14 protein-coding genes are annotated in these 13761 nt (G+C 62.3%); 12 read left to right on the forward strand and 2 right to left on the reverse strand.

All coding sequences use genetic code 11. From position 1 onward, the window contains the following. Positions 1–48: 48 nt before the first annotated feature. Positions 49–972, reverse strand: coding sequence for a LysR family transcriptional regulator (locus AB3G31_RS10580; RefSeq protein ID WP_367850130.1), 924 nt, complete (start codon positions 970–972; stop codon positions 49–51). A gap of 305 nt (positions 973–1277) precedes the next feature. On the opposite strand from AB3G31_RS10580, the gene aspA reads away from it, so the two are divergent. The 7 genes from aspA (at position 1278) to AB3G31_RS10615 (ending at position 7141) form a co-directional block, all read left to right on the forward strand. Then, positions 1278–2693, forward strand: coding sequence for an aspartate ammonia-lyase (gene aspA, locus AB3G31_RS10585; protein WP_367850131.1), 1416 nt, complete (start codon positions 1278–1280; stop codon positions 2691–2693). A 201-nt stretch (positions 2694–2894) separates the two neighbouring features. Further along, a complete protein-coding gene (locus AB3G31_RS10590) occupies positions 2895–3404 on the forward strand; it encodes a TRAP transporter small permease (protein WP_367850132.1) in 510 nt (169 codons plus the stop codon). Next, positions 3401–4699 carry a TRAP transporter large permease gene (locus tag AB3G31_RS10595; RefSeq protein ID WP_367850133.1) on the forward strand — a complete coding sequence of 433 codons (1299 nt, stop codon included), beginning with the start codon at positions 3401–3403 and terminating at the stop codon, positions 4697–4699. Before AB3G31_RS10590 ends, AB3G31_RS10595 begins: the two co-directional genes overlap by 4 nt. Positions 4700–4718: 19 nt before the next feature. Continuing rightward, positions 4719–5747 (forward strand): DctP family TRAP transporter solute-binding subunit, encoded by a 1029-nt coding sequence (locus AB3G31_RS10600; protein ID WP_367850134.1) that lies wholly within the window; start codon positions 4719–4721, stop codon positions 5745–5747. Between the two features lie 11 nt (positions 5748–5758). Next, entirely contained in the window at positions 5759–6166 is a 408-nt protein-coding gene (locus AB3G31_RS10605; RefSeq protein ID WP_367850135.1) for a YchJ family protein, read from the forward strand. Between the two features lie 72 nt (positions 6167–6238). Then, positions 6239–6652 carry a hypothetical protein gene (locus tag AB3G31_RS10610; protein ID WP_367850136.1) on the forward strand — a complete coding sequence of 138 codons (414 nt, stop codon included), beginning with the start codon at positions 6239–6241 and terminating at the stop codon, positions 6650–6652. 279 nt (positions 6653–6931) lie between these two features. Further along, positions 6932–7141 (forward strand): hypothetical protein, encoded by a 210-nt coding sequence (locus AB3G31_RS10615; protein WP_367850137.1) that lies wholly within the window; start codon positions 6932–6934, stop codon positions 7139–7141. 262 nt (positions 7142–7403) lie between these two features. On the opposite strand, the gene AB3G31_RS10620 is transcribed toward AB3G31_RS10615, so the two are convergent. Then, complete coding sequence (locus AB3G31_RS10620; RefSeq protein WP_367850138.1) at positions 7404–8021, reverse strand: NAD(P)H-dependent oxidoreductase; 618 nt, start codon at positions 8019–8021, stop codon at positions 7404–7406. A 95-nt stretch (positions 8022–8116) separates the two neighbouring features. Here AB3G31_RS10620 and AB3G31_RS10625 point away from each other — a divergent pair, with 95 nt between their 5' ends. From AB3G31_RS10625 to AB3G31_RS10645, 5 genes are all read left to right on the forward strand, one after another. Next, complete coding sequence (locus tag AB3G31_RS10625) at positions 8117–9019, forward strand: LysR family transcriptional regulator (RefSeq protein ID WP_367850139.1); 903 nt, start codon at positions 8117–8119, stop codon at positions 9017–9019. Between the two features lie 144 nt (positions 9020–9163). Further along, on the forward strand, positions 9164–9604 hold the full coding sequence (locus AB3G31_RS10630) for an N-acetyltransferase family protein (RefSeq protein WP_367850140.1): 441 nt from the start codon (positions 9164–9166) through the stop codon (positions 9602–9604). Between the two features lie 328 nt (positions 9605–9932). Beyond that, complete coding sequence (locus AB3G31_RS10635; RefSeq protein WP_367850141.1) at positions 9933–10985, forward strand: PotD/PotF family extracellular solute-binding protein; 1053 nt, start codon at positions 9933–9935, stop codon at positions 10983–10985. A gap of 13 nt (positions 10986–10998) precedes the next feature. After that, positions 10999–12714, forward strand: coding sequence for a diguanylate cyclase (locus tag AB3G31_RS10640; protein ID WP_367850142.1), 1716 nt, complete (start codon positions 10999–11001; stop codon positions 12712–12714). A 180-nt stretch (positions 12715–12894) separates the two neighbouring features. After that, on the forward strand, positions 12895–13728 hold the full coding sequence (locus AB3G31_RS10645) for an FkbM family methyltransferase (RefSeq protein ID WP_367850143.1): 834 nt from the start codon (positions 12895–12897) through the stop codon (positions 13726–13728). Positions 13729–13761: the final 33 nt, after the last annotated feature.

The following is a 13761-nucleotide window of genomic DNA, read 5'->3' on the forward strand; positions in this document are numbered from 1 at the left end:
GCCATCCGGACGGGATGGCGGCCTGCTGGTGCGGTTGCGGTGGCTACCTCAGGTGGCGGCTTGTTTTTGCCGGGCGCACATCCAGGACCACATCGCGTCGATCACCGGTTTGCAATTGCGTGACGTGCGATAGAGCCGGATTTCGAGGTCGGCCGCCCACTCGTCGGGTCCGGCGACGGCGACTTTGCCTTCGTTGAGTTCTGCTGCGACACAGCTCGCTGGCAGCCAGCCTATGCCGTGGCCCGCGACCACCATGGCTTTGAGCGCCTCCGACATATGCGTCTCGAAGCTGCGCCGCAGGTTGGACGGTGTCTGGGCGTTGAGCAAAGTCATTTCGACGACATTGCCCAGAAAGGCGCCTGAGGAATACGCCATGAAAGGCAGCGGCGCCCGGCTCGACCCGGGGAGCTGAAAAAGCGGCTGCCCGTCGGCATCCAGGGCAGAAAAGGGCTGGATTCTTTCCACCCCTAGAACCAGATAGGGAAACAGGTTGGGGTCCAGCAGGATGGGCAGTTGCGGGTGGTGAAAGGCCAGCAGGATGTCGCAGCTACCTTCCACCAGCTGCTGCACCCCTTCTGGCACATTCACGGCATGGACCCGGGCCACCAGAGGGCCGAAGCTTTTGTGGACGTGTTTCAGCCAGTCTGGAAAGAAGGTGAACACCAGCGTGTGGGCCACCGAGAACTGGACCACCTCTTCCGAGCTGACAATCGGTTGGTAGCCGCTCAACAGGGTGCGGGCCGCATAGGCGTCGCGCAGCAGATCGGCCGCTATCCGGCGAAACAGCCAACCGGCTGCGGTCAATGTCGCGGGATGGACGCTGCGATCGACCAGTTCCACGCCCAACCACTCTTCCAACGCCATGATGCGGCGGCTGAACGCAGACTGCGTGATATGTCGCTCTTTGGCAGCACGCGAGAAACTACGCGATTCGGCCAGGCGTAGAAAGTCTTCAAGCCATTTGATTTCCATGCGATAAACCTTGCAGCGACTAGAAAACGACTTTCTGTCATATTCGTATGGTAGGTCCTGATTTTGAATTTGATGCAATTGCATTCAATTTTGTGATGCAATATTCGGGAAGCACTATTCCGAAATAGAATACTGTTTTATGTTGGCTCTTGCTGGCGAAAGTGACCACAAAGGTGCTTCGTCAAGGGGTATTCTTTAAATTGCATGCAAAATGCAATATTTGCATTCAGGTATTTACTATCCATTTCCGACATAAGCTCTATTTATAAATTCTTCGCCCCGAAGATGATTAAAAGGAGCTATTGATGTCTGGAAGTGAATTTAGAATAGAACATGATTTGCTCGGCGACCGGGATATTCCGGTTGACGCCTATTACGGGGTCCATACTTTGCGTGCCCTGGAGAACTTCCCGATTACCGGCACGGCCATCTCGATCTACCCCGAACTGATCAAGGCCCTGGCCTGCATCAAGCAGGCGGCGGCGCTGTCCAACCATGAGCTCGGTCTGCTCGACGAGCCACGGTGCGACGCCATCGTCAATGCCTGCGCCGAGATCCTGGGCGGCAAGTTGCATGGGCAGTTTGTCGTGGATGTGATCCAGGGCGGCGCGGGCACCTCGACCAATATGAACGCCAACGAGGTCATCGCCAACCGGGCCCTCGAACTGCTGGGCCATCGCAAGGGCGAGTACCAGTACCTGCATCCGAATGAGCAGGTAAACATCGGCCAGAGCACCAACGACGTCTATCCCTCGGCGCTGAAGATTGCGACCTGGTTTGGCATCCACGGCCTGATCGATGCGATGGCCGTGCTGCGCCAGGCGTTTGCCGACAAGGCCGAGGAATTCCGAGACGTGCTGAAAATGGGCCGCACCCAGCTGCAGGACGCGGTGCCGATGACGCTGGGCCAGGAATTCAGCACCTATGCCGTCATGCTCGGCGAAGACGAGGAGCGGCTGCGCGAGGCAGTGCTGCTGCTGTGCGAAATCAATATGGGTGCGACGGCGATCGGCACCGGAATCACCGCCCACCCCGACTACGCGCCGCTGGTACTCAGGCATTTGCAGGACATCACCGGCATTCCCCTGGTCACGGCGCCGAACCTGGTCGAGGCGACGCAGGATTGCGGTTCCTTTGTGCAGCTCTCGGGGGTGCTCAAACGCGTGGCCGTGAAGCTGTCGAAGACCTGCAACGACCTGCGCCTGCTCTCCAGCGGCCCACGCGCCGGTCTCGGAGAAATCAACCTGCCGCCGATGCAGGCGGGCTCCAGCATCATGCCGGGCAAGGTCAACCCGGTGATCCCCGAAGTGGTGAACCAGATCGCCTTCGAAGTCATCGGCAACGACATCACCGTGAGCTTCGCGGCCGAAGCCGGCCAGCTCCAGCTCAATGCCTTCGAGCCAATCATCGCGCACAGCATCTTCAAGAGCGTGAGCCACCTGCGCAACGGTTGCTTGACACTGGCCGAGCGCTGCGTCAACGGCATCACCGCCAACGTCGATCACTTGCGCGCCACGGTGGCCAACTCCATCGGCATCGTCACCGCGCTGAACCCCTATATTGGCTACGCGAATGCCACGGCCATCGCCCAGGAAGCCCATGCCACGGGCGGCAGCGTCTACGAAATCGTGCTGCGCAAGAATCTGCTGACCAAAGTGCAGCTCGACTACATCTTGCAGCCTGAATTCCTGACCCGGCCTACGCCACTCAATCTGTCCTAGCAGCCTGGGCGGCAGGGGCGGGTACCCGCCCCGCGCAGGGCATCGTTGGCCTGGCGGCGGTGGCGGGGCCGTTGCGCCTGGGCGTGGGCGGGGAGGAGGGGGCTGACCTGTTGTCTGATATGGAACAAGCCATGGGCCGGGCGCGGCTATGATGCGCGCTGTTTTTGCCGTCTTTGGCTGCCCCCACACCTTGTCCCCCGTATGTCCACCGATTCCCAGCCCGAGTTAGAGGCTCCCGAAGCCGACCCCGCCACCACCGTCCCCTTGAAGATCGAAGACTGGCTTACCGTGCTGGTGATGGGCGCACTGGCGCTGATCACCTTTGCCAACGTGCTGGCACGCTACTTCACCAACGAGTCTTTTGCGTGGACGGAAGAGATCTCGGTGTTTTTGATGATTGCGCTGACCCTGGTGGGCGCGTCGGCCGCCGTGGCGCGCGACCGGCACATCCGCATCGAATATTTCTCGGACAGCGGCAGCATGGCCCGGCGCAAGGGCTTGTCGCGCTTTGGCGCGGTGATGGTGGCGATTTTGTTCACGCTGATTGGCACCTTGAGCATCCGCATGGTGTGGGACGACTTTCGCTTTGACGAAACCACGCCGGGCATTGGGGTCCCTGCCTGGTGGTACTCGATGTGGCTGCCGATTTTGTCGTTAGGCATTGCGCTGCGCGCCGTGGGCCTGTTCATCCGCCGGGGGCGCGAATCATGATCACCACGCTGCTTTTCCTGACCTTCATCGTGATGATGCTGATGGGCGTGCCCATCGGTGTGGCCCTGGGCCTGGCGGGCGCTGCGGCGATAGCCATTGCCAACGGCAGCAGCCAGTGGTTTGGCCTGCTGGCCGTGCCGCAAAACTTCTACGCCGGGCTGGGCAAGTACCCGCTGCTGGCCATCCCCATGTTTGTGCTGGTGGGCTCGATCTTCGACCGCTCCGGCGTGGCCGGGCGGCTGGTGAACTTTGCGGTGGCGGTGGTGGGGCGCGGCCCCGGCATGCTGCCCCTGGTCGCCATTGCCGTGGCCATGTTTTTGGGCGGCATTTCGGGCTCCGGCCCGGCCTGCGCGGCTGCCGTGGGCGCGGTGATGATCAGCGCCATGAACAAGGCGGGCTACCCGCCTGCGTTTTCGGCCAGCGTGGTGGGCGCTGCGGCGGCCACCGATATTTTGATTCCGCCGTCGATTGCCTTCATCGTGTACTCCATCCTGGTGCCCGGCGCATCCGTGCCCGCGCTGTTTGCCGCAGGCATGATCCCCGGCGTGCTGGCCGGGCTGGCGCTGATCGTGCCCGCCGTGTGGCTGTCGCGCAAACACAAGATGGGCGCGCTGGAGTCCAGCATGCCCAGGCCGCCGTTCTGGGCCAGCCTGCGCGATGCCGTGTGGGGCCTGGCCGCGCCGGTGCTGATTCTGGGTGGCATGCGCGCGGGCTGGTTTACGCCCACTGAGGCGGCTGTGGTGGCGGTGTTCTACGGCCTGTTTGTGGGCATGTTCATCCACCGCACCATGACCGTTCGCGACCTGTTTCCCATCCTGCGCGAGTCGGGCGAGCTGTCGGCGGTGATTCTTCTGGTGGTGTCGCTGGCGGGCATCTTTGCGTATTCGCTGTCCACCCTGGGCGTGATCGACCCCATCACCAACGCCATCGTGAACTCCGGCCTGGGCGAGTACGGCGTGCTGGCGCTGCTGATCGTGATGCTGGTCACCGTGGGCATGTTCCTCGACGGCGTGTCGATCTTCTTGATCTTTGTGCCCTTGCTGCTGCCGATTGCCATGCACTACCACTGGGATCTGGTGTGGTTCGGCGTGATCCTCACGCTCAAGGTGGCGCTGGGCCAGTTCACGCCGCCGCTGGCCGTCAATTTGATGGTGTCGTGCCGCATCGCCAAGGTACGCATGGAAGAAACCGTGCCCTGGGTGGGCTGGATGCTGTTTTCGATGTTCGTGGTGATGGTGCTGGTGATTGCGTTCCCGCAACTCGCTCTGTGGTTGCCGCACCGTCTAGGTTACTAAATTTATTCAGGAGACAAAAATGAAAGTTCGTTCCTTCCTCGCCCTGGCCGTGGCCAGCGCTGCCCTGCTTGCCACCACCGGCAGCATCGCCCAAGCTTACAAGCCCGAGTACAAGATGTCGCTGGTGCTGGGCACCGCTTTCCCCTGGGGCAAGGGCGGCGAGATCTGGGCCAATATGGTCCGCGAACGCACCCAGGGCCGCATCAACATCAAGCTGTATCCAGGCGTGTCGCTGATCCAGGGCGACCAGACGCGCGAGTTCTCGGCCCTGCGCCAGGGTGTGATCGACCTGGCCATCGGCTCCACCATCAACTGGTCGCCGCAGGTGAAAGAGCTGAACCTGTTCTCGCTGCCATTCCTGATGCCCGACTACGCCGCCATTGACTCCCTCACCCAAGGCCAGGTGGGCAAGGACATCTTCAAGATCATCGACAAAGCCGGTGTGCAGCCCCTGGCATTTGGTGAAAACGGCTACCGCGAAATCAGCAACTCCAAGCGCGCCATCCACAGCCCGGCCGACTTGAAGGGCATGAAGATCCGCGTCGTCGGCTCGCCGCTGTTCCAGGACACGTTCACCGCCCTGGGTGCGAACCCCACGCAAATGAGCTGGGCCGACGCCCAGCCCGCCTTGGCCACCGGCGCGGTGGACGGGCAAGAAAATCCCATCTCCATCTACACCGCCGCCAAGCTGCACAACGTGGCGCAAAAATACGTGACCATGTGGGGCTACGTGGCCGACCCGCTGGTGTTTGTGGTCAACAAGGAAATCTGGGCCAGCTGGACCGTGGCCGACCGCGCCATCGTGCAGCAAGCCGCCCAGGATGCTGCCCGCGAGCAGATCGCCATTTCCCGCAAGGGTCTGGTGGAAGCCGACCAGCCCCTGCTCAAAGACCTGGCCGGTCTGGGCGTGACCGTGACCAAGCTTAGCCCCGAGGAGCGTGCCGCGTTCGTTACCGCCACCCGCCCGGTGTTCGAAAAATGGAAGAAAACCATCGGCACCGACCTGGTCGCTACCGCCGAGAAATCCATCGCTGCGCGTAAAAAGTAAGCCATTCCAGCATGAAGAAAAACCTGCACCCCGCCCACGCCCCGTGCCCCTGTGACAGCGGCCAGACTTACGCCGACTGCTGCGGCCCGTGGCACAAGGGCATGGATGCAGGCATCTACGCTCCCACGCCCGAAGCCCTGATGCGCTCGCGCTACAGCGGCTACGTGCTGGGCCTGCTGGACTATCTGCTGATCACATGGCACCCGTCCACCGCACCGGGCGACCTGGAGCTACCCCCCGTCAAATGGCTGGGCCTGGAAGTGCGCAGCGCGGCAGCGGCGGGCGATGCGGGCATCGTCGAATTCGTCGCCCGCTGCCGCGACGGCGGCAAAGCCCAGCGCATGCATGAGACCAGCCGCTTTGTACGGCAGGACGGGCGCTGGTATTACATCGACGGGCAGATGCACGGGGCGGAGTAGGGTGCTTGGGGGTGTGATGGAGGCCCATGTGGCTGGACCCGCTGTGGCTTATTGAATTGCAAGGAAAACAACATGCTGTTAACGGATATCGCCGTCGAGCACACGCTGGCATCCCCAAAGGGAGGACCTCGTGCGACGTTTTTTGTGCATCCCTTTACGAACACACAACGGGATACCCTTGGTAAATTTGAGATCGTTCGCAGCATCCGCGAGCCAGAGGTTAAAGAAGTGAAATGCGCAACATTTGTGTCGTTTCAGCATTTGGCCGAGTTGTACGCGAAAGGTGTACTCGACGAATTCGGGTTTTCCGTTCGCATGTGCGCTGCGGATGGCAAGTACCCCGCTACGAATCCCGTCAAAAAAATACTCCCCACCAGCATCAGGCCTGGCTCACAGTTCGACCTGGCGGTTCAAGCCGTCGATGTTTCAAAACCAGCTAACCGCGAATTGAGAACAGCGTTGCTTCGCACCCACATAAAGCTTTAAGAACGTGTTCAAGGTCTTTTTAGGGCCGCGCAGATACCTGCTCGGGATGCGCAGTTAGGCGCAAAACCCAAGCCAAGGCTCGTGCCTTGGCTGGTTTTGTAACGACGCTGAGCGCCCGAACAGGTAACTGCCCTGCGGGTTGGGGTGAAATCGGGCGATTTGCCTGCCACAGCCCTTGCATGGGCAGAGAGCCCATGCGGCGGTCTGCGACAGCCAACTCATCCCGATTGCACCCCAACGCGGCCCTAAAAAGACCTTGAACACGTTCTAAGGAAACCTGTGAAGCCATCGGATACCCATGTCGAAATCATCGCCACTTTCAAGCGGGCGGAGTCAGATGCTGCCCACAAGTTCGAATTGATCAAAGCTGCTGCGAAAAAGGGACCCAAGGCGATCCAAGCAGCCGTTGACGCAGCTGCCAAGGCGGCAAAACGCAGGGACTCGTACGCAAAGAAGCTGGATGCCTTAGGTGTGAGCCTCCATGATTGAGGCGTCATCCGCCTCTTGGCCTACACCGGTCATTGGCGACTAGCCCCAATGGGCCCCAGCCCAATGGACTAGATGCTGACCCTGCAGCGCCGGTGGAGTCGGGCCTGTCGCTGGAGAAGATCCGCTTTTGCCACGCGGTCATTGACAGTAACCAGCCGCTTTGCGCGGCAGGACGCGCGCTGGTATTACATCGATGGGCAGATGCACGGGGTGGCGTAGGGTGCTACTTAAATAGTAGCTGCTTGTGCCGATGGAATAAGCGTTAGGCCCCCATTACGCACTCAGAATCCACCACAAACTCGACCAGATGCCCGCGCAGCCGCGCCGTGTCGTCTTCGATGGTCGGAGCCTTGAACACGTCAAAACACGAGAACGACGGCAGCGCCTCCATGCCGCAAAACGCGTAGTTGGCGGTGTTGGCCACCAGCACGTCGTCCACCGATTTGCCTTTGAACAGGTCTTGCGCCGGGTTGTCGAAGGCCTCTTGCGGCGCATTCCAGGTCAGTGAAACCATGTACTGCTTGCCTTGCAGCAAACCGCCCGAGCCGTACTGCCGGGTGGGGTCGGTGCGGGTGCGGCCATCGCCGGTGATGAAGCTGCCTTGCAGCATGCCCGCGGTAAACACCTCGTCCACGTATTTTTTGTAGATCCACGGCATGCCGAACCAGTACACGGGCGACTGCAGAATGACCAGGTCGGCCCACAGGTGCTTGGCCACCTCGTCGGCCACGGCATAGCCTTGTTCGATGTAGGTGTGCTGCACGGTGTGGCCGCGTTGCTCCATCTCCTGCTGCACCACGTGGGCCATGGCAGCATTGAGCTTGCCGGTAGAAATGCCCTCGTAGAACTGGTGGGCGTGGAGGATTAAGACGTTTTGCATAGGGGTTTCCGGTTGAAGATGCTGCACTGTAGAGCGGCACATTCCAAAGAAAAATAGCCCAATGCTGCATGCCTTGTGAAGCTATGCTTCAAGGTATGCAACTCAAACAATTCGACGGCCTGATGGCTTTCTGGAAAGTGGCGGAGCACCGGGGGTTCACTGCGGCCGCTGCCGAGTTGGAGGTCTCGCCCTCGGCCCTGAGCCAGGCCATCCGCCAGCTGGAGGCCCGGCTGGGCGTGCGGCTGTTGCACCGCAGTACACGCAGCGTGAGCCTGACCGAGGCGGGCCAGGCCTACCTGGCGCAGGTGGGCCCGGCGCTGGGCCAGGTGATCGAGGCCGGGGAGGCGCTGAATGCCCTGCAAGGCCGCCCGGCAGGCACCCTGCGCCTGAACGCCGCCCGCATTGCCACCGCCATGGTGTTGCAGCCGCTGCTGGCGGGTTTTTTGGCCGAGTACCCGCAGGTGCAGATCGAACTGGTCAACGACGAGGGCTTTGTCGACATCGTGGAGCAGGGGTTCGACGCCGGCATCCGCATGGGCGAGAGCCTGCACCGCGACATGGTGGCCGTGCCCCTGGGCGGGCCGGTGCGCGTGGCGGTGGTGGCATCAAAGGACTACCTGCGGCGCTGTCCCGCCCCGCAGCATCCCGATTACCTGGCGCAGCACAACTGCGTGCGCTTTCGTTTTGCGGCCACCGGGGCCATCTACAAATGGGAATTCCAGGTGGAAGGCCGGGTGGTGGAGTTTGAGGCCAAGGGCAATCTGACCATCAGCGACAGCCTGTTCAGCCTGGACGCGGCGCTGGAGGGCGTGGGCCTGGCCTATACCTTCGAACCCCTGGCGCGGCCCCACCTGCAGGCCGGGCGGCTGCAGCAGGTGCTGGAGGCGTTTGCGCCCACGTTCCCGGGCTTTTACCTGTACTACCCCAGCCGCCACGACCAGCCCAGCAAACTCAAGGCCTTCATCGACTACGTTCGCGCAAGGGGCGATTGCTCCTGAAAAGAGAGCTGCTTGCGCTTATTGCAAAAGCGTAAAGTGCCTAAAAACCTTGTAACTCCGTGGAGCTATGTTTTTACCCCCGGCTGGCGCTCCCCAGGGTGCCACGATGCCGCTAAGCTGCAAACCTTCAACAGGAGTACATGCATGCAGATTCGAATCGCCCAGAGCGCAGACTTCGCCCAGTGGTTGCCGCTGTGGCAGGGCTACCAGGCGTTTTACAAGACCGATATTCCCGAGTCGGTCACCGCGCTGACCTGGCAGCGCTTTCTGGACCCGGCCGAGCCCATGCACTGTGCGGTGGCCGAGGAGGGCGGGGCGCTGGTGGGGCTGGTGCACTACATCTACCACCGCAGCTGCTGGACGGCGGGCGACTACGTATACCTGCAAGACCTGTTCACCCTGCCCACTCTGCGCGGCAAAGGGGTCGGGCGGGCCTTGATCGAGCATGTGTACGCCAGCGCCGCCCATGAAGCCGCCGCCCGCGTGTGGTGGCTGACGCACGAGAGCAATCTGGACGCGATGCAGCTCTACGACCGCATCGCCGACAAGAGCGGCTTTGTGCAATACCGCAAGATGATCGGTTGACGCTACGTTTTTGGTAGCTGCTTGTGCTGGTGGGATAAGCGCAATGTCGGTTTTTGCATGGAATTTGTGCTGGCGCCATGCTCCACCGGCAGTGCTATCACTAGCGTAGCATTTCAGGCTGGATTGGTCGGTGATTGGGCTTGTTTTGGATGCTTTTTTTGCCCACTACAATCTTTCGTTTCAGTTTGTAACCATCGCCAGGGTCCGTCCATCCGCAGAATGCCATCCACCCGCGTTTTCACTCCGGGATGGCCACCTGTTGTAGTGGAGAATGGCTAAAGTGAAACCGATGCGCCACCCACTCACACCCTGCCCACAGAGGCCGTTGTTGACCAGACGGCAATTCGCACTGGCCGCCTCTGTGTCGCTGCCGCTGGCTGCGTCGGTGCGGGCCCGCGCTGCTGCCGGTGAAGTGTTGCGGGTGCTGGCCTGGCCGGGGTATGCAGATGCCGACATCGTCAAGACCTTCGAGCAGCGCATGGGTTGCCGGGTCGAGGTGACCATGGTCGACTCGGACGTGAATCTGTGGCAAAAAATCAGCCTGCACCAGGCCCAGGACTTCGATGTGTTCGCGGTCAATACGGCCGAACTGCAGCGCTACATCCGCCAAAACTGGGTCCAGCCCATCGCCACCGCCACGCTGCCCAACCTGTCGCGGCAACTGCCACGTTTTCAGAACCGGGCGGCGATTCCCGGCCTGGTCCATGGCGGCAAGACCTACGCCATTCCCTATACCTACGCCGAGATGGGCCTGCTCTACGACCGCGGGCAAATCAAGCAGCCACCCACCTCCATCACCGCCCTGTGGGATACCGGCTTGCAGGGCAAGGTGATCGCCTACAGCGCCGGCACGCACAACTTTGCGCTGGCAGCGCTGTCGCTGGGCCTGCCGTCGCCGTTCCGCCTGGCCGCCGACCAGTGGCCGCAGGCGGTGGACAAACTGATTGCCCTGCGCCGCAACGTCGGGGCCTTCTACACCCAGCCGGAGGAGTCGCTGGCCCTGTTCAAGCAACACCATGCCGCGCTGCTGTTTGCCAATTTTGGTCGGCAGCAGGAGGTGCTGTTTCGCGCAGCCGGGCTGGACGTGGGCTATACCATCCCCAAAGAGGGGGCGCTGGCCTGGCTGGACTGCTGGGCCATCACCCGCGGCGCCACCAACCCGGTGCTGGCCGCCGCCTGGATCAACTACCTGCTGGAGCCCGAGCCCGGCCAGGTGCTGGAGCAGCGCCAGGGCTTGGCCAACACCACCTCGGCCTCGCCCGATTACCGTGGCGACGACCGCCTGGTCTGGCTGGAGCCGGTGGAAAGCGAGGAACGCCGCAACCTGCTGTGGAGCCGCATCGTTTCAGGTGACCGTGCCCGCAAGGTGCTGGCTCCATGAGTGGAGGCATTGCATGAGGTGGGGCATCGTCAGCAAGCTGGCGCTGTTGCTTGCTTCGGTGGGCTTTCTGGCATCCGGTCTGACCGGCTTCTATGCATTCCAGGCCAGCCGCACGCTGCTGGTGGACTCGGCCAAGAACAGGCTGCTGACCTCCACCCAGGTGCTGGCCCGGCGCATCACCCTGACCCGGGAAGAAGTCTCGCGCAACCTGCAGGTGCTGGCGAGCCTGCCGACCTCGGTTGCCATCCTGCAACACGAAGACGCGAGCGATACGGAGCGGATGGCCAAGCTGTTCAGCCTGCTGATCGAGGCCAACCCCAGCTACCTGCAGCTGCGCCTGATCTCGGCCAGCGACTACGGGCTGGAGCGGGTGCGGGTGGAGCGGGTCGGCCCGTCCACGCTGCGGGTACAGGGCGACGACCTGCAGGAGAAAGGCCACTACGCCTATGTCTCCGACACCCTGAAACTGCCCGCCCGCGCCACCTACATGTCGCGCATCACCATCAACCACGAGGGCGGCTCGTTTGCCGGGCTGGAGCAGCCCACGCTGCAACTGGCCATGCCGGTGATGGATGCCAGCAATACGGCCATCGGCGTGGTGGTGGTGAACCTGGACCTGAACGGCATGTTCAGCCTGCTGGCCGCCGACCTGCCCACCGCGTTCAAGCTGTTTCTGGCCAACGCCGAGGGCGACATCCTGGTCCACCCGGACAACAGCAAGACCTTCGGCTTCGACAGGGGGCGGCGCGTATTGGTGCAAGACGAATTCGAGCCCCTGCGCGCGGTGGTCGAGGGCAAGCTTGACCAGGTGGTGTTCGAGGCCCGCGAGGACGACTATGCCGATGCCCCGGTGGTGGCGGCCTTCATTGCGCAAAAGGTCCAGACCGTGAGCAGCGAAAGCCGTCTGATTCTGGGCCTGGCGCAGCCGCTGGACCAGGTACTGGTGCAAACCCAGCAGCTGGGCAACACCATATTGCAGATCGTGGTGGGCCTGTTCCTGCTGTGCCTGTTGGTGGCCGTGCTGCTGGCCCAGGCCCTGACGCGCCCGATCAACGCCGTGACCGCCGCCGCCCAGCGCTTTGCCAATGGCTTGCCGCCGGGCGACCTGCCCCTGCTGCGGCGGGACGAAATCGGCAGCCTGGCGCGCAGCTTCCACCAGATGCACCTGCAGATCACCCAACAATTGGCCGATCTGCACGACAGCCAGGAAGAGCTGGAGCACCTGGCCCAGCACGACATCCTGACCGGCCTGCCCAACCGCCGTCTGTTCCAGGATCGGCTGGAGCAGGCCCTGGCCCACGCCCGCCGCTATGGCGAAAAGGTCTGCCTGCTGTTCATCGACCTGGACGGCTTCAAATCCATCAACGACGATTACGGCCACGACGCGGGCGATGCGGTACTGAAAACCGTGGCCCAGCGCATGCAGCGCATCGTGCGCGAGGTAGACATGGTGGCCCGCCTGGGCGGCGATGAGTTTGTGGTGCTGCTGGGTGCCGCCGTGTCGCACAGCCACCTGGCGGCCGTTGCCAGCAAGCTGCTGGCCGCCACCAAAGAGCCCATTCCCTTGCAAGGCCAGGTGTTGCAGCTGACCGCCAGCATCGGCATCAGCCGCTACCCGGAAGACGGCCAGAGCGCCACCGAGATCCTGGCCACCGCCGACCAGGCCATGTACAGCGCCAAGCTGGGCGGGCGCGACGGCTACCGCTTCTTCTCTGCCGGCCTGGATTAGTTTGCTATCTGTTTGGTAGCTGCTTGTGCCCACCAGATAAGCGCAAGCGGCCAAAAGAATGCACAAGTCTGTGGTGGAGATGGCCAGCACTTCAGATTTTGGTAGACGCGTACGGCGGGGGCGTTTACCATTTTTCCAGAAGCACCGCAGTGTGTGGATGCCTTTTTGTGAGGACGCCCCATGCCCCCATTTCCCCGCCGCCTTTGGGACGAGTCGCTGCAGCCCGCCTTGCGCGGGCTGGGCCTGGATGTACGCCGTTATCCACCGCAGGAGCCGCCGCCCTGGACCCAGGGCGCGTTCCAGGATTTGCTGGACAGCCGCAAGGCCGACCCATCAGGCCAACAGATAGCCCGGCAGGACGAGATCGCGTTCTTGCTGTTTTGCTTCCAGCATGTGGCGGAATCCAATGCCCAGCTGTTGCAAGATCTGTTTGTGCGCCATGAGCTGCAAGGGCTGCGGGGCGGGTTCTTTGTGGAGTTTGGCGCGGCAGACGGCATCCACCTGAGCAACTCCTGGGGGCTGGAAACCCACCTCGCCTGGCGCGGCATCCTGGCCGAGCCGGCCCGCAACTGGCACGAACGGCTCAAGCTCAACCGCGCCTGCACCGTGGAAACCCGCTGCGTGTGGAGCCGCACCGGTGAGATCTTGCAGTTCAACGAGGTGCCGGTGTCCGAGTTCTCCACCATTGCCGCGTTCACCGACAAAGACCAGCGCGCCGATGCCCGCAAGAACGGTACGCTGTACGACGTGGAAACCATCTCGCTGCTGGACCTGCTGGACGAGCACGCGGCACCGCCCTGTATCGACTACCTGTCCATCGACACCGAGGGCTCCGAGCTCACCATCCTGGAGGCTTTCGACTTCTCGCGCTACCAGGTCCGCACCATCACCGTGGAACACAACTACACCAGCGACCGCGAGAAAATCCACGACCTGCTGACCGCGCGCGGCTTCCAGCGCAAGTTCACCGAGTTCTCGAACTTTGACGACTGGTATGTGAACCGCTTGGTATAGGCCGCGCAAGGCGTGCCAGGTCGGCAAACCCCT

Source organism: Rhodoferax sp. WC2427, from assembly GCF_040822085.1.
Classification (GTDB): domain Bacteria; phylum Pseudomonadota; class Gammaproteobacteria; order Burkholderiales; family Burkholderiaceae_C; genus Rhodoferax_B.